The following is a 20,184-nucleotide window of genomic DNA, read 5'->3' on the forward strand; positions in this document are numbered from 1 at the left end:
CTATACACTATTATTAACAAAAACTCAAGCAGATGTATTGGATGATTGTAATTTAATCCCCAAAACTTGAGTGTAGGCTCCTCGTGCTTGAGTAACGCCAATTGTGCGTTCGGCTGATTCTATCATCGGACGACGCAAACTCACAACTATAAATTGCGCTTGTTGTGACTGTTGCTTAATCATTTTAGCTAATCGTTCTACGTTTGCTCCATCTAAAAACATATCCACTTCGTCAAAGGCGTAAAAGGGCGATGGACGGTAGCGTTGGAGGGCAAAGATAAAGCTCAAGGCTGTAAGTGATTTTTCTCCCCCAGACATGGAAGCTAGGCGCTGTACTGGTTTGCCTTTGGGGTGTGCGACTAAATTGAGTCCACTGCTAAAGGGATCTTCAGGATTTTCAAGTTGCAAGAAGCCGTCGCCGTCGGAAAGAATGGCAAAAATTGATTGAAAGTTTTCGTTGACAGCATCGAACGCTTCTTTAAAGGCAAGTTGCCGCAATGTGGTAAAGTTTTCAATTCGCAAAAGTAGTTCAGTGCGTTCCCCTTCTAGTGTTTCTAATTTTTGCGTCAGTTCTTGGAGGCGGTTTTGGGTGCGTTCGTATTCTTCCAACGCCAGCATATTAACCGGTTCCATCGCTTGTAAGCGTTTGGTAAGCGATCGCAATTCTTTCTGCAATTCTTCCAAATCTACTTTATCTGGAACTTCTGGCAAAGGATTTGGTAATTCTGCTCCCATATCCCGCAACTGGCTTTGCAGTGCAATTAGTTCCTCCCGCCGCTTCTCTTGAGTTTCTTTGAGTTTTTCGATTTCCCATTGCAATTGTTGTTGGCGCAAAAGGTGCGATCGCACTTCCAATTCTGTAGCGTCGCGTTTTTGTTTCTCTTCTCCTAAATTTTGTTCCATTTGGCTCAACGATAAACGAGTTTGGGTGATTTGCTCGTTTATCGTTGTGATTTGTGTGGAGACGTGATGAATCGCGTCTCTACATGAGGTTTGTTGGGTTTCGTATTCGGTAATTCGCGTTTCTGCTTCTTGGATTTTTTCTTGCAAACGTTGTTGCTGATTTTCCAAATTTTTTAATCTTTGTTCAGCTTCGCGTAATGCCGTCTCCCGTTGTTGTAATTGTTGCTCTTGGATTTTAATGGTTGCCTGGATTTGTTGCCATTCACTGGGGGTTTGGGATGCCTCTAACTCTGCTAAGGCGTGTCGCAATTGTTGCAACTCATTTTCTTGTCCCGGTAATTCCCGCTCTAAAATTTCTAATCGGGATTGAGCAATGGCTAACTTTTCGCTGTTTTGGGCGAGTTGCGATCGCGTCCCCTGTAATTGCGCTGTTAAACTCTTAATGTCTTTCTGCAACTGTTCCAATTGCAACTGCTGTTCGCGCCGCGCCTGACGCGCTTCTGTGAGTTCTTGCGTCAGTTTTTTGGCTCTGGCTGACAAAGTTGCGATCGCTTCCGTACAACGCTCTAAAACTCGCTCAATATCCACCAAGCGACTTCTTAAAGCGATCGCTTCATCAGATTCTGCCGCTTCACCCGTACCAAACCGCAACGCTGAACGATTGCTGTTACTACCACCAGTCATTGCACCGCTAGTTTCTAACAACTCCCCGTCTAAGGTGACGATGCGATATAAGCCTAAATTTTTCCGCGCCGCCTCAAGGCTGGCAAATACTACCGTGTTACCAAAAACATAGCTAAATACATCTTTGTAACGGCGATCGCAATCGACTAAATTCACAGCATAGTTAACGAAGCCATTAGCGAAACGCAGCGTTGCATCTTGAGTAAATTTAGGAGCATGAATTTTATTTAGTGGTAAAAAAGTCGCTCTTCCGGCACGTTTCTGTTTGAGCAATTCAATCCCGGCTGCGGCTACACCATCATCTTCCACCACAATATGTCCCAATCGTCCACCGGCAGCCATTTCTAAAGCTAGCTGATGGCGGGGTTCCACCTTTCCCAACTGCACAACTAAGCCACAAAGTCCAGGCATTCCCGATTGTAAAATAACTTTACTAGCTTGGGTTCCTTGTACTTCTTGCTGTGCTTGTGTTTGCGCCTCTATTTTATCCAACTGGCGTTGTTTTTCCCGTTGTTCAAAAAGTAACCGCTTTTGGGTTTCCTGCTGGATTTGCAGTTCTTGTTCTGTGGCTGAGAGATTTTGGGTTAAATTCTGGATGGGTTCGCTAGAGGCGTTAAATTCCGTTTCAACTTGATTACAGTCAGTTTGTTTTTGGGCTAATAGCGGTTCGTCGCGTTCAATTAACTGGGTTTGCTCGGAAATTAATTGCTGTAACTGATTATTCCGTTCTGTGAGTTGTGCTTTTTCTGTGCGTTGCGGTTCTAGAGTATGCAGCAAAGTTTCAATTTGACGATTGAATGCCGTTTGTTGCTGCACCCACGCTTCCGAAGCCGAGGCGATTTCTGCGGCAGCTTCGCGTGAGGTTTCTAAGGCTTGATGCGCTTCGTTTCTTTGTTGTTGGGAAGAGGCGATGAATCGCGTCTCTACAATTTGGGTTTCGGCAATTTCTTCTAGGGAATGTCGGTGTTTTTCAATTTCTTGCTGAGTTTGAAGCAGACGTTTGGCGGTTTCTTGGGAAGCTGTTTCTAATTCCGTTAGCTGACGCTGGAGTTGTTTTCGTTCGGCTTCTTGGGTGGCGAGGGTAGATTGTACCGCCAAAAGTTCATCTTCTCCCAATGCTTTGACATGGGCATTGAGTTGTTCAAGTTCAGCAGTTTTTTGGACAATTTCGGAATTTAGATTTGTGAGTTGAGTTGAGAGTTCACTAGAATTGCGATCGCCTGTTTGAATTTCGTGAACTAACTTTTCTTGTTGTGCTTGTAGTGATCGCCATGATAATACAGCTTCCCAAGATTGTTTCGCTAGAAATTCCGTGCGGAGTTTTTGATATTTCTCAGCTTTAGCACGATCTTGAGAAAGGCGATCGCGCTGTGCAGTTAATTCTGTCTCAATAATCCGACAGCTATCTTCCTTTTCCTTTACCTCATCTAAAGTTGATTTGGCTTGAATGATTTTGCGATCGAACGCCGCCACCCCAGCCAATTCATCAATAATTTCCCGCCGTTCCCGCGCATTCATCGAGATAATGCTGGTGACATCCCCTTGCAGCACCACGTTGTAGCCTTCAGGATAAACCCGCAGGTTACTTAGTTGCTGATGCAATTCTGTCAACGTGCAAGCTTCACCATTGATATAGTAATTCGACGTGTAACTTCCTTGGTGAGTGACTCGCAGCCTTCTAGTAACACTCCACTCTGCCGATTTTGGACTTCGGCTTCGCTCAGTCGAGCCATTTTGAACTTCGGCTTCGCTCAGTCGAACGATTTTGGATTTTGGATTTTCTTCCCCTGCTCCCCCTGTTTCCCCTGCCTCCCCTGCCTCCTCTACCTCCTCAACTTCCTCCCTTTGCGCCTTTGTGTCTTTGTGTGAGATTTCATCTGACAAATCAAACGTCACAGTGACGCTAGCTTCAATAGAAGCGCGTCCTTTAGACGTTTGGGTGTTATTTACCAAATCTGGTAAGCGATCGGCTCGCATTCCCTTAGAACTGGAGAGTCCGAGGCAAAATAGCAGTGCATCGAGAATATTAGATTTACCCGAACCATTTGGCCCAGATATGACAGTACACCCCGGCAGCAAAGGGACTGAAGTAGTACCGCCGAAGGATTTGAAGTTGGTAAGTTCCACGCGCTTGATATGAACCATAGGCGCTGGTTAACTGGGCTAATGAAGAACAAGTGTATCAACTAATTAAAAATTCGCAAGAGGGTAGGGGAGAGAATTCAGGATTATCGTAGACGAGCAGCTTGTCGCAGGCTACCACAGAGGCGCAAAGAACGCGAGGGGGTGAGGAGAATCTTATTTCAAAGAAACGCACAATATTCGAAGGAGTTTAGTCTTTACTACGAACTTGCTTGACAAGAGCAAATAAAAAACAGGGACTTACACAAATGTAAGTCCCTGTTTGGCTTTCATGCCGATGTTAACTGAGAACTTCAGTTATTCTTTTATGGCTTTTTCACAGCTTCAACTTTTGCTTCCACCTTCACAGTCTTCACACCTTGAACTTCCTTAGCCAAAGTTTCAGCTTTCTTGAGTTCTTCAGCAGAAGTCGCTGTGCCTTTGAGGATAATTTCACCCTCTTTGTTTTCAACCTGTAACTTATTGCCTGGTAAGCCTTTGTTCAACTTGGCGCTAACTTCAGTTTTTAAGTCGCTCTTAACTTTTGTTGCTGCCGTTTTTTCAGAACCGGTTTTAACTTTAGTATCTGTGCTAGTTGCTAAAGGAGTTGTTTGTATTCCTGGAACTTTGGCAGCTTCATTTATCTGTGAAGCTGGTTTTGCTGGTACTTGAGCAGCTCCATTGGTAGTGCTAGGAGTTTCCGAACCAGTTTTAGGAGCCTCTTGGCAGCCAAAAGTACCAACTACCAAAATGCTACTAACGATCAATAGAATTAGCTTTTTCATTATCTATCTCCGAATTGATTACTGGAAGCAATTAATTTGTGTGTCATGGTGAGGAGCAGATGTTAAAAAGCAATTAAATGTGAAGTAGCAAAAGTGTCCAAGCAATTACTCAGGTTACTGGAAATTGAAACTTGAACGATTTGTTTAGGCTAAGATTTTGCAGCCATTTGGAGAAGCACCAATTCAATTTTATTGACAGTTGCTTACCAAGATACCTCTATATACGGACTGTAGCTCCTATGAATTTCATGTAGATGCTGAGGAGCTTTTCCAATGATAAACTATGCAGCCTTAAAGTAGTGAATCGATGTTATCAGATTTGGGTCAGTTTGGCGATGTCTACGCCTATGCAGCTCAAAACTTCATGTTTTTGCAATACTGTGCCAGCAAAATTACCAACAAAATGTTACTTTAGAAAACTATGGCTTACTTAAAATGCCCTAAATATTCAGGAAATATCAGCCAATGCCCTACCTCACTTCTGCCAGCGAAATTAGTGCTATTGTCGCTGAATACACCAATGTCAAAACACTGTGGATCGATACAGAAGTAGCTGACTATAAAAGTCGTAATCCTAGACTATCGCTGATTCAGGTGTTAGATAATCCTCAAGATATGAGTGGCGATCGCGTCTATCTTTTAGATGTACTAGACCAACCTAATATCATAGCTGAATTTATTCAAAAAATTATGATAAATTCTGCCATTGAAAAAGTTTTTCATAATGCCAGTTATGATCTAAAATTTCTCGGTAACAAGAAAGCTAAAAATATTACTTGCACTTTAGAAATGGCAAAAAAAATTCCCTACCATATTTTGCCATTACCTAACTATCAACTCAAAACCATAGCTACAGCACTTTGTAGCTTTAACAATATCGATAAACAAGAGCAAACCAGCGATTGGGGAAAACGCCCCCTGACTGAAGAACAGATAGAGTATGCTTATCTAGATTGTATTTATCTGGCTCAAATCCACTCAAATTTATTAGGTTTACAAGCCAAAGCCAACCCAGAACCCGCAACGGAAGATTTAATATCACTAAGTACTAGATACTCACAACTTGAGCAACAATGGAAGTTGTTGAATTCAGAATTTGAGCATTTGCAAGAACGCATGAAAAAAGCAATGCAAGCTCAGAATATATCTGAAACTTCTTATCATAAGCTGACTAGTTACGATCGCACTACAGTCAAAGCTACTTTTTCAGAATTGGCCAGGCTAGCACAAACCCAAGATATTGATTTAGATTTTCCCATCACCCTAACTCAGAAACTCCAAAAAGATTTAGGGTCAAATCTAGAACAACTGTCTGTAGATATTGAAAAAACTACCTCTTGGCGGCTAACTCCCAAAGCTCAAGAGACTGAAACAGAAGATGAGTAAATTGTCCATAAGGCTACAATTGTCAGAATTTATGGAGTTATTGTTTATAGCAAATCTTAAGATTTCAAATATATTTTTTTCAAAAAGTATCTTAAAAAACATGAGCCACAGTAGCTTTCTGTTCAGAAATCCATTGTCAAGAAGTAAAGAGATGACAATAACAAAGAGCCGAATTGACAATTTTTATACTTTATAATTGATGTTTTTCCCTTAATATAACTATTAAATAAATATATTGAATATCTGGTAAATTTGTTAATTGACTTGAAACGTCTATCCAAAGTTAGAATAACCATTGAGTTAAAGAATTAAAATCTAGATTTTGGTTACTAATTACGTTCAGGCGTTATGGCAGTTTATATTAAATTATGAGACGGTGTTTATTTAGACAAAAGCGAACAAGGGTAAATCAAGTATTTACTATAGCTATTTTTACTACATTGACAGCAATTAGCAGTGTTTCTTGTAGCAAGAATGACAGTGTTTTGGTGACAGAAATAGGAGTTAGTACACCTAGCCGTCGTTCAGCTACAGCATCCAGAGGTGGGGAATTCTATCTTCAAGGAAAGAATCAGCATTTAAACGGCGATTTACAAGCTGCGATCGCTTCCTATAGTAAGGCAATTAGTCAAAACTCTCAATATGGCGCTGCCTACAACGGCCGGGGATTAGCCTACTTTGATTTGGGAGACAAAGAAAAAGCGATCGCAGATTACAATCAAGCCCTCCGCATCAACCCTAACGACGCTGAAGCTTACAATAACCTGGGCAATGCCCGCGCCTCACTAGAAGGTAACAGAGAAGCAGTTAAAGATTACAGTGAAGCGATTCGCCTTAATCCCAACTACGCCGAAGCCTACAACAACCGGGGAAATGCCCGCGCCGCCAATGGAGACAGAAAAGGGGCGATAGACGATCTTGGTCAAGCGATTCGCCTTAATCCCAGATATGCGATCGCCTATAATAACCGAGGAAATGCCCGCGCTGCCAATGGAGATCCAAAGGGTGCGATCGCAGATTACAATCAAGCCATTCGCCTCAACCCTAACTTTGCCCCAGCCTACAATAACCGAGGAAATGCCCGCGCCACCAATGGAGATAGACAGGGGGCACTCAAGGATTTAGAAAAAGCAGCGAGCATTTTTCAAAGTCAGGGTAACAACGACTTATACCAACAAGTGATGAAAAACATCAAAGAACTGAGACAGTAGGCAAAAGGATAGCGGGCAGGTGTAGGTTTTAACACCAAAAGCAAAGATGAAATACGCTCAACAACCCCAGCAAGACAAACAACGTGTCCAATTGCTAGCCGAACGGTTGCGATCGCTTGGCATAGATCCTGATTCTCTCACCTGAATTGCTATCAAAATCTATTAATGAAATAAATCCCATAATCACGAAGACGCGATAAATCGCCGTCTCTACAAAGGAATGATTATTGTAGAGACGGCGATTTATCGCGTCTTTTCCGTTAACCGAACAACATTGCGAGGTTCACAAATGAAGCTCCGAGCTTCATCAACGAAGCTCAAAGGTTCACGAACGAAGCTCCGAGGTTCATTAACGGAGTTCAAAGACTCATTCACGAGTATAAAAGACTCATTCACGAGTATAAAAGACTCATCCGCGAGTATCAAAGACTCGTCCACGAGTATCAAAGACTCGTCCACGAGTATCAAAGACTCTCGCGCGAGTATAAAAGACTCGCTCACGAGTATTAAAGACTCATTACAGCAATTTTTATTTATTTAGAAAACACTCTCACGTTCTTCTTTGCGTCTTTGCGTGAGACAAAAATCTTTCAGTAATTACGAATTACGCATTACCCTATCAAGGCTTGCACTCACACTTTCAGCGTGTGGTGACTTCAATCGCTGCAAAATCTCTAAAGCTGGTTGCAGATAGGATATCGCTTTAGTGTATTCACCCTGCTGTTCTGCCAAATGTCCTAACCTCAGCAGAGTCATTGCTTGAGTTCGGACATCACCAATGCGTTGAGTTATTTCCAAAGACTGATTGTAGAGTCTGATCGCTTAATCCACTTCCCCTTTGTTAGCGTAGAGAATTCTCAGTTCGTGCAACGTCCCCGCTATGCCTTGGACATTTCCAATGCGTTTATCTATTTCCAAAGACTGATTGTAGAATGCGATCGCTTCATCCACATCCCCTTTGTTGGCGTAGATACGTCCCAGTTGGTGCAACGTCGCTGCTTTATTTTGGACATCACCAATGCGTTGAGTTATTTCCAAAGACTGATTGTAGAGTGCGATCGCTTCATCCACTTCCCCTTTGTTGGCGTAGATATTCCAGACATTGCAATGTCACTGCTTTGGTTTCGACATCCCCAATGCGTTGAGTTATTTCCAAAGATTGATTGAAAAGTGCGATCGCTTAATCCACTTCCCCTTTATTGGCGTAGAGAATTCCCAATTGGTGTAATGTCGTCGCTTTGCCTTGCACATCACCAATGCGTTCAAATATTTCCAAAGACTGATTGTAGAGTGAAATCGCTTCATCGACTTCCCCTTTGTCAGCGTAGATATATCCCAGATTGTTCAACGTCGCCGCTTTGCCTTGGACATTACCAATGTGTTCAAATATTTCCAAAGACTGATTGAAAAGTGTGATCGCTTGCTCCACTTCCCCTTTGTTAGCGTAGATATATCCCAGATTGTACAAGGTTGCTGCTTTGGTTTGGAAATTACCAATGCGTTCTGTTATTGCCAAAGACTGATTGTAGAATGCGATCGCTTGATCCACATCCCCTTTATTGGCGTAGAGATTTCCTAGACAGTGCAACGTCGCCGCTTTGCCTTGGACATTACCAATGCGTTCATCAAGTGCATCAATTTCCAAAGACTGATTGTAAAATGCGATCGCTTTTTCTACTTCCTCTTTGTTGGCGTAAATAATTCCCATTTGGTGCAACGTCGCCGCTTTGTCTTGGACATTACCAATGCGTTCATCAATTTCCAAAGACTGATTGTAGAGTGCAATCGCTTCTTCTACTTCCCCTTTGTTGGCTTTCAGTATCCCTAAATGATGATAAATTGCTGCTAATTCTCGTTCGTCTTCTGTGGGACAAAGATTTAAGGCTTGTTGGTAATAGTTTAATGCTTGATCAACCCCACCCATCTGATATTCACAAACAGCCATTTGTCTAAGAACAATATGGTTTTTAGTAATTTCTAAGGTTGATTTGCACAGATGTATTGCTTCCCGAAATCGACTTTGATTCCGCAAGTGTCCCGCCAATGAATTACCCATTTTCTCCGCAATATTTTCATCCTTCCCCAACAAAGCCAAGCGATGAATTTCTAACATTTTTGCTTCCGTAGCAGTTTCCGCCTCTTTCCACCACAGACGATACAAAATTTGTGCAGCTTGTTTATACAACTCTTCACCCTTGGGGTTTTCTGGAAACTCTAGCAAAGGTGACAAAATCCGGGGAACACGATACAACCTCTCTGTGTTGTTGGTGAGGGTAACTTCCAACAAACCCAAAATTTCAGCGCGTTGAATATGACTTTCCCAACTTGAGATATCCTCACAAATCGGGGAAATAGCAGCTAGAGGAACAGGTAACTCATACACCAACAACTTCCCCAGCATTTGACGCAAAGCTGGAGTTTGCTGCTTCAGCAATACCTGTGCCAAAATATCCTCACGAAATTCCTTTTCCTTATCTGCCATCTTTTGCAGAATCATCTCAACTCCCCTCTCCGCTTCCGGCGAGTTCTGAGAATTTTGCAAAATCTTATCTAACCATTCCAACAGCCGAGAATTTCCATCTGCTGCTTGTTTGGCACGTTCCGGCAAATCTGGCTGAAATTGCCAACTGCCATTAAAGGAATCCAGACGATTATACTTTTTAATTAAATCTGCCCCACCCAAAGCACCCAGAGGTTCGCGGTACAGACGATGATTCAGTTCCGACAATGTGAAATTGTAGCGACACGTAATAATTACCTTGTGGGGAAGTTGGGAATTTTGCATCGCCTTCAGCAACGCCAGCAGTACATCCACAACTTGTGGTTGCAAGACATAAACCCCATTTCGTAATTCCAAATTAGCCTCAAAGTCATCCAGCACAAAGGCAAAGCGCTGTTCTTTGGTATTCAGTCCTTCAGTGAAAAACTTGGTGAGGCGCTGCATCAACGGTAACTTGCCATTGAGAATTTCATGCCCCCGTTCTTCGGTACATTGTTCAGCAAGGGTTTTGAGCAGTTTGTCCTCATCCAGTTGCCGAAAGTTCACCAGCCTGTGATAGCCAACCATCCTTTCCAGAAGTCGCGCCGTCACAGTACTCTTACCCACACCCCCCAGTCCGTGAATTAGTACCCCTAATGAAGTGCGAATAGCTTTGAGACAACGTTGCAAAGTCCGCCGTCTCCCAACAAACTCAGAGGGTTTCGCCACCCGCACCAGTTGGGTATCGGGATCTAAAAACTGTTGATAAGCAGGTTCCGGCGCAGAGGGTGGCACATCTCCCAACACTTCCACCAACGCACCCGGACATTCTCCCTGGACATATAACCGCAACAAATGCCAGTCACGCACATTCTGTTTAAACAACTGCTGGTAAGTGCTAGCGAGTGCTTCAGCTAATTGATATCCGGCAGCCAATTTGCCATATAGGTGGGCGGCGGCGGCTGTAGCTGTCCGATCTTCCACAGGCCGCCCCCAACTTAAAACTGCCCTAGCCCCTTGTGCAATAAGTGCCTCAGCCATTGAAGGGACAGCCCCTTTATCTGGTGCTTGTCCAGTCCGACACCCAGATAAAAACACCAACTTAGGAAAGCGAAACCGGAAGACTTCGGCAAGTTCTGCGGCTGTAGTTTCGTGGCGTTCCCCGATTTCCGTCTCAGTAATAAAGTAAGGCGTGTAGGGTGCTTCATCTTTAATTGACGCGTGTCCTGTGAGGTGAAACACATCAAAGTCATTAAAATAGCGACTCCACACCTTACCCAACTCGCTAACGCAACCGCTTTCTTCCACCCGCAAATCTAGAGCAAAATCTCGCGTATCAGCCAGAATTCTCGCTTCTTCCTGTTCAAACTCTAACTTTGGTTGCACATCTTCCGGGTCGGTTGCCATAAACAATACTCGCAATTGTCGTGCTTCCACAGAAAACGCTTCCGTTTCTTTCTCAATCCAGCGCAGAGGCAAAACTACCAGATTAACCCGCTTGACCAAAAAATCCTCACCATTATGCAGCACTTCCCAAGGTAGATGTGCCAATTTTTGATCGGTATCAATAGCAATTACCAACCCCTCACCGCGACAGTTAGCAATTCCCCGACTCAACCACCGTCCATCCCCATCCAACCAAAAAAATAACTGCTGCCCGATTCCTGATAAATTGGGCAGCAGTTTATAATAATCGCGATCGCCTTGCTTGAGGAAATCAGCGATTTCTGCCAATTTCAGACGACGTGATTCATAGTGCTTTATTTGAGGTAGCCAATACCTGAGTTCAACTGTTTCCTGCGTACTTTCCCGAAGTTGAATGCGGATAGTTTGCACTTTATTTGCTGAGAGATTTGAGGATTTCCGTGATTTCCTCTATGGTAGCTTCTTCGAGTAAAATCCTGTTTCCAGTAACAGGGTCAAGAATTACCACATCAAATTGCTTCCCAGGATAAGATTTATGCCATTCTTGATACCATTTGCGAATTTGTTCAGCTAAAGCAGCAACACCACCCACAATGCCAATAATAGTAGCAACAGCCGCCAGAGTTCCCTCTTTTTGCGTCGGAACTTCATAGCTTCCCGATATTCCAGGAATTTCTAGCAAAGCCTCGGCTGCGGCTAGTGCGTCTTCCCCTTCAATTCCAACTTGAATTTCTGCCATAGCTCATCTGCGAATTTATACAACATACTGTATATTCTGCGTTGAATTGAGGATAATATTCACGCAAAGACACAGAGACGATTGCAAAATTATTTACTTAGTGTTGTACCAATTGTCTAAAATAAGACAACAGACCCAAACCTGGAAACCCAGATTAAATCTGACTTTCTTCATTTTTAACTTTTAATTTTTAATTTTTAATTGATATGTCTCTTGCTCCTTGGCGAGGTGCGATCGCTCATGCACTCCATCGCAACCGCAGCCTTGTTTATGCCCGTTACCTGCAACTAGCAACAGTGCAACCCAATGGCCGCCCCGCTAATCGTACCCTAGTCTTTCGCGGCTTCCTAGAAGATACAAACCAGCTAAGATTTATCACTGATACTCGTAGCGCCAAAGCCGACCAAATACAGCAACAACCTTGGGCAGAAATTTGCTGGTACTTCCCCAATACACGAGAACAATTCCGCATGGCTGGCGATTTGACCCTAATCAGCAGTGATGATTCTCACCAGAATTTACAACCAGCCCGGATCGCAATGTGGCAAGAATTAAGTGATGCGGCGCGTTTACAGTTTGGTTGGCCCCATCCTGGTAAACCCAGAATCAAAGAAGCAGGAGCCTTTGAGTCATCACCACCCGATCCTATTGAGCCACTTTCTAATTTTTGTCTCCTGCTACTCGATCCGGTGCAAGTAGACCATTTAGAATTACGCGGCGAACCACAAAATCGATGGCTTTACCACCGTAATCAACAGCAAGAGTGGTCTAGCGAAGCAATTAATCCGTGATTTAGCCAAGAGTCAAAAGATTGACCCTACCCCTTCCAAGGTGCGTAAAAATTTTGCTAAATAGATTCCTCTTTAAGCTCTATACTCTGTGTCCTCTGTACCTCTGTGGTTAGAAAAAATTCTTTTAAACCACAGAGGCACAGAGATCGCTGAGAAAAAATAAGAGATTTTACGAGTCACCTTCAAAGGGCTAAAGATTGACCCTTAACCCTTGAATTTTAACTAAATGCCAGCACCATCTAGAAATTGCTGGATGGTCTTATCTTTGAGGTTACACCAGCGAGCATCGTGGGTTGGCTCATCCTCTTTGGTGGCTAAACAACCCACTAAAACAGGAGTTTTTTCTGAAGAATTGGTGCGCTGAAGAGTTTGTATTTGTTCTTCCAACGCCTCAATCCGGTCTACTAAAGCACGAATTACTTGAGCTTCTGAATCTGGTAAGTTATTGTGTTCAAGAGGTGAAACCCGAACTCCAGAACGATACATGATGCGCCCAGGCACCCCTACCACAGTACAGTCTGAAGGTACATCCCTTAGAACAACAGACCCAGCGCCAATACGAACATTATTACCAATTTGGATATTGCCCAGTACCTTTGCTCCAGCCCCGACTACGACGTTTTCACCCACAGTTGGATGACGCTTACCACATTCTTTACCAGTACCCCCAAGGGTAACACCTTGATAAATTAGGGCATAGTCTCCCACGATCGCAGTTTCACCAATTACTACGCCCATACCGTGGTCAATAAACACACTTTTTCCAATTGCTGCACCAGGGTGGATTTCAATTCCAGTCAAAAACCGTGCCAAGTGAGAAATCAGGCGAGGAATAAAAGGAAGACCAACCGTATACAGCCAGTGAGCCAGCCTATGGAATAGCAGGGCTTGCAAACCAGGGTAACAAAATAAAACTTCCAACCAGTTACGGGCAGCTGGGTCACGTTCAAATATGATACGAAAGTCAGCACGCAGTATAGATAGCACGAGATAGCACCCTCGGAAAGCACAACAAGCTACTCTCCCATATTATCGTCTCAGGTGTTACACATAGAAATTGGGAATGGGGAATTGGGCATTGGGCATTGGGCATTGGGCATAAATTCTTCCCAATACACAATACCTAATCGCTAACTCCTAACTCCCCACTTCACTGCTGCTCCACTGCCAGAGTATAATCACGCTTGACCCCAGAATTAAATGTACCTACCCAAATCCGATAAGTACCTCTTTTCCAGTTGCGATCGCTAACGCTAGCATCTTTTCTTTTGCCAGTATCATCGCCGCAGCGAATCGTATTTTGATCTGGACCTTGAATGAGTAAAGTTGTATCGGTATTGTTGCTATCGACTTTGATTGTTAGCTGGGAAAAGTCATTTTCCAAAACCATAATGTGATCTGGATTAGGATCGGCAAAACCAATACAGGCTTTTTGGTCGCGATCGCGGTTACTTATGGCAGACAATGAGTAAGAACCACCTGTAAACCCCTGCACTGTTCCTTGTGCTGGATTAGAGTTTGTTGACACGGTAAAAGTACCAAAATTCGCTGCTGTCTCTGCAATTACAGGTGTAGCTGTGATGGTGGCAAGTATAGCCAACAACCAGCCGCCGCTAAACTCAAGTCGGGGGCGACAAAATTTCATAGTAGCCCTCCAACAGGCTGTTAAATTAGTAATGATATATACATATTCTAATGAAAAAATTCCAGTGAAATTTTCGTTGGTTGTGCCACATTAAAATGTGCCACAATAAAGGATTTTTAAAGCAAACAGCTAATTGCTAGGCTGTCTCTTGATATAAACAGCAGCGACCATTCCCCAACTAATGATTTGGATGTGATTACCTCTGTTGGACGCAGGATCTTGCCTCCTAAAGAAAACCCTTAACGGACGATTTAAATAGCAAATAATACAGTAAATTTACGAAAATCTTACGGAACAGAAAAAGGCAGAAGATAAAATAATTTTTAACCTTCTGCACTTGAGCTTTTATGAAAATCTCATGAATTCTTGAGTTGGAAGAAAACGCCACCTTTGAGCGATCGCGTGTCAGTTCCATAACTGCTAACTGTGAGCGATCGCAAATTATCAAAAAACGGTTTCCCTAAAACTTCCGCTAGCTTGAGAATCGGTACTTGACGCTCTAACAAATTCTGACTCTTTATCCAGTCAAGATATATATAGCCTTGGTTTGGTAAGGGAATTGCAGCAATACTATCTTGGAAATTGGGATTGTCAACTAAGGAGTTATCCTTAGTTGTGAGAATTTCATTTATCGTTTCTAAGTCAGAGGTGAAAATTTCGTAATTTCCTAAAGTTGTATGCAATCCCCGCACTTTTGTTTCAATACTGAAAGATGCTCCTTCTTTAGGATCACTTTTTTTAGTCGCCGTAGTTAACTCTGTCCAAGCAGAGATTTTTTGCTTATCTATAGTCAGGGGATTAATGCTGAGTCCATTGGATGATGCGATCGCATCCAAACGAGCAATACCTTGTTCCACACTCTCAGATTTTTCCACCACAAAAATCCAATGAGGGGTTGTTTGCTCTTTCTCAGGTAACAATGCGATCGCATATTCTCCCTGTACCCAACTAAAAATATCCTCTGGTAAGTTTATACTCCAGCGTTTTTGAACATCTACTAAAGGTTTGGCTAACCGAGAAACCACATCTTCCCCAGAACCATATATAGTAGCTGTTGCTTGTCTCCAGAGTTTGGCTAAATCGCTGTCAGCCAAATTACTCAAATTTGAGCCAGAAATTGCCAAACCTGCCGACGCTGGAACATACTGCAATGCTCCTACAGGTTTAGATAGGGGTGCAGATGGAGTGAGAATTTCTGATGAAGTCAAAAATGTAGTTTCTGCTAGCAATCCTTTGGGATTCAACACCAGAGAAATAATTTCACTGTTATAAAGTTGTTCTGAAAGTTCTAAGCCTTGCCATTTTGCCACAACGGGAAGATTTAAGAACGCTACAGCTAAACCTCCTTTGGGCAGTTCTTTAGTAGCTTTTTGGTATTCGGGGGAGCTAGTCAAATTCAGATCGGGCGCTTGGACGTTATTAATCGCGTCTTTCAAGACTTTCGGATCGTTGGCAAACAACACAAAGCCTTCACCAACAACCGCACCTGCAAGCAAATCCTTCTCTGGTTGGGAATTGTCAGAAATCAGCTTTACGCCTTTATATTGTTCAACAGCTAAGGTTGCGCCAGATAAGGCCCGTTTAGAAAACAACAACTCGACAAACTCGCGGCTTTTCTCAGGTTGCTTGGTTGCTAGTGCTAACAGATATCCTGGCTGCTGTCCGTTTTCTGGATCGCGATCAATATCTAAGGTGGTGATAGCTAATGTAATTTCATTCCCTAACCAGGGTTGAACGTCTTGTTTATAATCTATGCCACTTTTGGCTAATAAACTGGTTTTGAGTTTAGATAGTTCCTCTTCGCGTTCCAACGCCTGCAACCGATCAGGATTCGTCAGCAGTGAAACCATTGCTGGCGAAAGTTTTGATACGAATATGGCTGCACCAGGCTCAGAGGTAGAAGCAATGAGATTAGCCGGATTTTTGGCGAAAAACCAGTAAAAGCCAGCGATCGCAATTAGCAATGCGATCGCTCCTGCTACGATAAAACCAATAAATGAACGTTGCCTATTCACATTAAACCTTTAAAAAAGACGGTTTACAGCCATTTAAGCAGAAAGCCTAACAGAATTTATCAGCCTTCTTGAGAATCGATACTCATGCAAAGGCAGAGATTTTCTGTCACCATAAATAAGATTAGGACTGTTTATAGGGAATTCTTTTAGTCAACCCATGAACCAGATTAGTGTAGAAGAACTGGCACAACGTCTTTCCTCTGGTGATGGAAGTATACAGCTAGTAGATGTCCGAGAACCAGAAGAATTGGCGATCGCTAACATTGAGGGCTTTGTCAACCTACCCTTGAGTCAATTTGCTGAGTGGGGACATGAAATACCTACCCTTTTCAATCCTCAAGCTGAAACCCTTGTGCTATGCCATCACGGTATTCGATCTGCCCAGATGTGTCAGTGGTTAATTGCTCAAGGTTTTACAAATGTGCAAAATATTTCGGGTGGTATTGATGCTTACTCCATCTTAGTAGACCATTCAATTCCCCAATATTAGCTTGTGTTTGGGTGCATTACTCAGATGGAACTTAATTCCATCTGGCTTTTGCTATTGTGAAAATAGCACTAAATTAGTTTAGGGACTCGCCAGAAAAGTTTGTAACTTTCTCCAATGGCTACACAACTTACGCAAATTTTCGACCCTATTCTTAGCTGTAATAGCCGCAAAAATACGTATACAACAATACTTTTCTAAGTGTAGAATTATGCAAAAATAAGGCAGAAAAGAATCTTGTAAATTCAAACTCTTAGCTTTTGATGCAAAGCTTAGATTCTATTGAGAGCGAACTTTTCAAGAATGGTGTACACGAACCTTAAAATTAATTATCACAATATAATTGTATAATTTGTTATCTTAATAAATTATTAATATTCCTTGTTTAAATCAAATCCAGAACTTTCTCCAGACTTTGATTAAAATTTGCCTCTAGCAAAACATATCCTATGGAAGTCCAGTTAACAAATCGGCAACAGCATATACTTTGGGCAACGGTACGTCACTACATTGCTACGGCAGAGCCTGTTGGTTCAAAGGCTTTAGGCGAAGAGTACGACCTGGGTGTAAGTTCAGCCACAATTCGCAATGTGATGGGCGTTTTAGAAAAATCTGGATTACTCTACCAACCACACGCTTCTGCTGGACGTGTACCTTCAGATTCAGGCTATCGCATTTATGTTGACCAGCTAATTACACCTTCTCTGCGTTCGCGCAGCGTGTCGCAGACAGACGCTACGCGGACAGAAACTTTAGGGCGAGAAATAGAGGTGGCATTACAAAAGCATCTCCAGTGGGAAGATCGGAGTTTAGAAACCCTACTGCAAGGAGCCGCGCAGATTTTAGCAACCTTGAGTGGTTGCATTAGCTTGATAACTATGCCGCAAACTACAACAGCACTATTGCGACATCTGCAATTGGTGCAAATTGAAGCTGGGCGGATCATGTTAATAGTTGTTACCGATGGTTATGAGACACATTCCAAGTTAATGGATTTGTCGCCAATATCAGAAGAGACACAACGAGATTCAGAGGTAGTCGATCGCGAGTTGCAGATTGTTTCTAACTTTTTGAATACCCACTTGCGGGGGCGAAGTCTGTTGGAATTAGCCAACCTCAACTGGAGCGAACTTGATCAGGAATTCCAACGCTACGGAGAATTCTTGAAAAATTCAGTTGCCGAATTGACTCGTCGCACTCTTGCGCCGACTACCACACAAATTATGGTTCGGGGTGTGTCAGAAGTTTTGCGCCAGCCAGAATTTTCCCAGTTACAGCAGGTACAAACGATTATCCACCTGCTGGAAGAAGAACAAGACCAACTATGGCGATTAATATTTGAGGAACCAGAACCGGAGGATGCTGGTAAGTCAAGGGTAACGGTTCGCATTGGCGCAGAAAATCCATTAGAACCGATACGCACCTGCACTTTAATTTCTTCTACCTATCGCCGAGGTTCAATACCTGTAGGAAGTGTGGGAGTTTTGGGGCCAACGCGCTTAGATTATGAAAGTGCGATCGCAGTTGTAGCATCTGCTGCTGATTACCTCTCAGAAGCCTTCAGTTATTTCAATCCTTAAGGTAAAGTTTAGGAATAAGCTGCTACGAGTCTAGACGAATGAATAGTGCGATCGCAGGTAGATAGCCCAATTTGTAGTGGCAAAATTAATAATTAATCCTACTTAAATATTTCATGGTTAGAAAAATTGCCTTTGGCTTCCTGTGGTTAGGATTCGTTATTTATGCTTTTTTCCTCGCACCTCCTGAGCAACCTGGTACATTCGAGTTAATTAAAAACCTTTCGACTGGACAGTGGGAAGGCGTTAACCCATTAGTAATAGCACTATTCAACCTCATGGGTATCTGGCCTCTCATCTACAGTGCAGTAGTATTTATTGATGGTAGAGGGCAAAAAATACCTGCTTGGTTATTTGCTACTGCCTCTTTCGGAGTCGGGATATTTGCCTTGTTACCCTACTTAGCCCTTAGAGAACCAAATAATCAGTTTGTTGGTAAAAAGAATATCTTACTCAAGCTGCTAGATTCTCGTGTGACTGGGATTGTGTTGACTGTAGCCACAGTTCTTCTAATTGCCTACGGTTTAAGAGGAGGAGATTGGGGCAGTTTTGTGCAAGAGTGGCAAACCAATCGCTTTATCAATGTAATGAGTTTAGATTTTTCCCTGCTTTGTCTCTTATTTCCTGCATTACTAGGGGATGATATGGCGCGTCGCAGTTGGAAAAATCCACAGACATTCTGGTTAATAGCGTTGATACCGCTATTCGGGCCATTGATTTATTTGTGTGTGCGTCCACCTTTACCAGAAGTGGGCGTAGAGGCAATACCCAGTCAGCAGCCAGCTGCAAATTAAAGCACTTTTTAATTCGTAATTAAAGAAAGTTTCAGCCGGGGATTTAGACCAATTCTCACGAAAATCCTGATATATATAGATTTCTCGTAGGGGTATGGCATTGTCCATTGATGTCAACTTAAGAAGATAAAGCCATATTTGTTGGGTGTAAGCCTCAATCTCTCAATGGCGCTTACGCCTAGTTTTTACTAATCCAAGTAATGCAATGTGCAACTTATTGTTAGAACCCCACTTCCATTCCTCTCCCCCACAGGGCTACGGTGTAAACACAAGTCAGATCCAGTTTTAGTTTTATCCCAATACGCTTGGGATAAGCCAGAAAGCCCTCATGTAGAGACGCGATTTATCGCGTCTAAAAGACTGACACGTTAGAGAGAGGCTTTGATTCTTGCTCCCCAACGCTAGTAGGGAAAGGGTTGGGGGTTAGGTTTGAGAGAAAGTTTCACAGGGCGTTAAGTAAGTTGGCACAATAAAATCAAACTATGTAAAGAAAAATGAACTAGCCTAAAACCCTTCTACCTATTGCCTTATCCCAACGACAATTATTTACGTCAACTTACTTAATATTTTAAGCAAGCTATTTTTCAATGAGTTAGGGATTTTCCACGCAGGGCGCGTCAATTCTCAGGACTTACGCAAGCGCAAGCAAAATTTGTTATTGCGACCGAAACGTATTGTGGGAAGCAATGCCAGAGTTTTAGGTGAATACGTCGCTATCGCTTGTAATGACGCAATTACGTGAATTTTGCCTTAGTCCTAATTCTAAGAGAAAGTTTTTTCTGAAAGTACTTTACAAAACGCAATAAATTCTTTAAGATGTGTAACAGGTAGTCAAACCTACCTAATTCATCCGCAAATAATCGCATTTATAAAACAATGACAACAACCTTACAACAGCGCTCAAGCGCCAACGTATGGGATCGATTCTGTGAGTGGATCACCAGCACCAACAACCGGATTTACATCGGCTGGTTCGGCGTAGTCATGATCCCCACCTTGCTAGCAGCTACCGCTTGCTTCGTAATCGCCTTCATCGCCGCTCCTCCAGTAGACATCGATGGTATCCGTGAACCAGTAGCAGGTTCCTTGATCTACGGAAACAACATCATCTCTGGTGCAGTTGTTCCTTCCTCCAACGCTAT

General features: G+C 42.9%; 15 protein-coding genes and 1 pseudogene. 7 read left to right on the forward strand and 9 right to left on the reverse strand.

What is annotated here, in order from left to right:
* Positions 1 to 24: 24 nt before the first annotated feature.
* Positions 25 to 3,732 (reverse strand): chromosome segregation protein SMC, encoded by a 3,708-nt coding sequence (gene smc, locus H6G86_RS28820; RefSeq protein ID WP_190937169.1) that lies wholly within the window; start codon positions 3,730 to 3,732, stop codon positions 25 to 27.
* 302 nt (positions 3,733 to 4,034) lie between these two features.
* Positions 4,035 to 4,493, reverse strand: a complete 459-nt coding sequence (locus H6G86_RS28825; protein ID WP_190937170.1) for a BON domain-containing protein — start codon at positions 4,491 to 4,493, stop codon at positions 4,035 to 4,037.
* A gap of 465 nt (positions 4,494 to 4,958) precedes the next feature.
* Between H6G86_RS28825 and H6G86_RS28830 the strand changes: the two genes are divergently transcribed.
* Both H6G86_RS28830 and H6G86_RS28835 read left to right on the forward strand, forming a co-directional pair.
* Positions 4,959 to 5,879: a ribonuclease D gene (locus H6G86_RS28830; RefSeq protein ID WP_190937171.1), complete on the forward strand. Its 921-nt coding sequence runs from the start codon at positions 4,959 to 4,961 to the stop codon at positions 5,877 to 5,879.
* 368 nt (positions 5,880 to 6,247) lie between these two features.
* On the forward strand, positions 6,248 to 7,090 hold the full coding sequence (locus H6G86_RS28835; protein ID WP_190937172.1) for a tetratricopeptide repeat protein: 843 nt from the start codon (positions 6,248 to 6,250) through the stop codon (positions 7,088 to 7,090).
* 597 nt (positions 7,091 to 7,687) lie between these two features.
* Here the strand turns inward: H6G86_RS28835 and H6G86_RS39900 are convergent.
* The 4 genes from H6G86_RS39900 to H6G86_RS28850 all read right to left on the reverse strand — a co-directional run bounded on the left by H6G86_RS39900 (position 7,688) and on the right by H6G86_RS28850 (position 11,733).
* The gene (locus H6G86_RS39900; protein ID WP_313931479.1) at positions 7,688 to 7,888 is read right to left on the reverse strand and encodes a tetratricopeptide repeat protein; all 201 of its coding nucleotides are present in this window, start codon (positions 7,886 to 7,888) and stop codon (positions 7,688 to 7,690) included.
* A gap of 24 nt (positions 7,889 to 7,912) precedes the next feature.
* Positions 7,913 to 8,161 (reverse strand): tetratricopeptide repeat protein, encoded by a 249-nt coding sequence (locus H6G86_RS39905; RefSeq protein WP_313931480.1) that lies wholly within the window; start codon positions 8,159 to 8,161, stop codon positions 7,913 to 7,915.
* A gap of 109 nt (positions 8,162 to 8,270) precedes the next feature.
* The gene (locus H6G86_RS28845) at positions 8,271 to 11,405 is read right to left on the reverse strand and encodes a tetratricopeptide repeat protein (protein WP_190937173.1); all 3,135 of its coding nucleotides are present in this window, start codon (positions 11,403 to 11,405) and stop codon (positions 8,271 to 8,273) included.
* Position 11,406: 1 nt separating this feature from the next.
* Entirely contained in the window at positions 11,407 to 11,733 is a 327-nt protein-coding gene (locus H6G86_RS28850) for a hypothetical protein (protein WP_190937174.1), read from the reverse strand.
* A gap of 206 nt (positions 11,734 to 11,939) precedes the next feature.
* On the opposite strand from H6G86_RS28850, the gene H6G86_RS28855 reads away from it, so the two are divergent.
* The gene (locus H6G86_RS28855; RefSeq protein ID WP_190937175.1) at positions 11,940 to 12,524 is read left to right on the forward strand and encodes an Npun_F5749 family FMN-dependent PPOX-type flavoprotein; all 585 of its coding nucleotides are present in this window, start codon (positions 11,940 to 11,942) and stop codon (positions 12,522 to 12,524) included.
* A 222-nt stretch (positions 12,525 to 12,746) separates the two neighbouring features.
* Here H6G86_RS28855 and cysE read toward each other — a convergent pair whose 3' ends face one another.
* From cysE to H6G86_RS28870, 3 genes are all read right to left on the reverse strand, one after another.
* Positions 12,747 to 13,511, reverse strand: coding sequence for a serine O-acetyltransferase (gene cysE, locus H6G86_RS28860; RefSeq protein ID WP_190937176.1), 765 nt, complete (start codon positions 13,509 to 13,511; stop codon positions 12,747 to 12,749).
* A 163-nt stretch (positions 13,512 to 13,674) separates the two neighbouring features.
* A complete protein-coding gene (locus H6G86_RS28865) occupies positions 13,675 to 14,169 on the reverse strand; it encodes a hypothetical protein (RefSeq protein ID WP_179073345.1) in 495 nt (164 codons plus the stop codon).
* Positions 14,170 to 14,525: 356 nt separating this feature from the next.
* Positions 14,526 to 16,184 (reverse strand): DUF3352 domain-containing protein, encoded by a 1,659-nt coding sequence (locus H6G86_RS28870; RefSeq protein ID WP_190937177.1) that lies wholly within the window; start codon positions 16,182 to 16,184, stop codon positions 14,526 to 14,528.
* 157 nt (positions 16,185 to 16,341) lie between these two features.
* Between H6G86_RS28870 and H6G86_RS28875 the strand changes: the two genes are divergently transcribed.
* The 4 genes and pseudogenes from H6G86_RS28875 to H6G86_RS28890 form a co-directional block, all read left to right on the forward strand.
* A complete protein-coding gene (locus tag H6G86_RS28875) occupies positions 16,342 to 16,674 on the forward strand; it encodes a rhodanese-like domain-containing protein (protein WP_012411996.1) in 333 nt (110 codons plus the stop codon).
* 446 nt (positions 16,675 to 17,120) lie between these two features.
* Positions 17,121 to 18,251 carry a heat-inducible transcriptional repressor HrcA gene (gene hrcA, locus H6G86_RS28880; protein ID WP_190937178.1) on the forward strand — a complete coding sequence of 377 codons (1,131 nt, stop codon included), beginning with the start codon at positions 17,121 to 17,123 and terminating at the stop codon, positions 18,249 to 18,251.
* Positions 18,252 to 18,364: 113 nt separating this feature from the next.
* On the forward strand, positions 18,365 to 19,042 hold the full coding sequence (locus tag H6G86_RS28885) for a DUF2834 domain-containing protein (protein ID WP_190937179.1): 678 nt from the start codon (positions 18,365 to 18,367) through the stop codon (positions 19,040 to 19,042).
* Positions 19,043 to 19,918: 876 nt separating this feature from the next.
* Positions 19,919 to 20,184, forward strand: a pseudogene (locus H6G86_RS28890) (photosystem II q(b) protein); the annotation flags it as partial.

The sequence above is a fragment of the Nostoc sp. FACHB-133 genome (assembly GCF_014698055.1).
Taxonomy (GTDB): Bacteria; Cyanobacteriota; Cyanobacteriia; order Cyanobacteriales; family Nostocaceae; genus Nostoc.

What these genes read in the sequence shown, in the direction of transcription:
- smc (WP_190937169.1), bottom strand. Translation starts at nt 3,732, where the DNA reads ATGGTTCATATCAAGCGCGTGGAACTTACCAACTTCAAATCCTTCGGC.
- H6G86_RS28825 (WP_190937170.1), bottom strand. Translation starts at nt 4,493, where the DNA reads ATGAAAAAGCTAATTCTATTGATCGTTAGTAGCATTTTGGTAGTTGGT.
- H6G86_RS28830 (WP_190937171.1), top strand. Translation starts at nt 4,959, where the DNA reads ATGCCCTACCTCACTTCTGCCAGCGAAATTAGTGCTATTGTCGCTGAA.
- H6G86_RS28835 (WP_190937172.1), top strand. Translation starts at nt 6,248, where the DNA reads ATGAGACGGTGTTTATTTAGACAAAAGCGAACAAGGGTAAATCAAGTA.
- H6G86_RS28850 (WP_190937174.1), bottom strand. Translation starts at nt 11,733, where the DNA reads ATGGCAGAAATTCAAGTTGGAATTGAAGGGGAAGACGCACTAGCCGCA.
- H6G86_RS28855 (WP_190937175.1), top strand. Translation starts at nt 11,940, where the DNA reads ATGTCTCTTGCTCCTTGGCGAGGTGCGATCGCTCATGCACTCCATCGC.
- H6G86_RS28865 (WP_179073345.1), bottom strand. Translation starts at nt 14,169, where the DNA reads ATGAAATTTTGTCGCCCCCGACTTGAGTTTAGCGGCGGCTGGTTGTTG.
- H6G86_RS28875 (WP_012411996.1), top strand. Translation starts at nt 16,342, where the DNA reads ATGAACCAGATTAGTGTAGAAGAACTGGCACAACGTCTTTCCTCTGGT.
- hrcA (WP_190937178.1), top strand. Translation starts at nt 17,121, where the DNA reads ATGGAAGTCCAGTTAACAAATCGGCAACAGCATATACTTTGGGCAACG.
- H6G86_RS28885 (WP_190937179.1), top strand. Translation starts at nt 18,365, where the DNA reads ATGGTTAGAAAAATTGCCTTTGGCTTCCTGTGGTTAGGATTCGTTATT.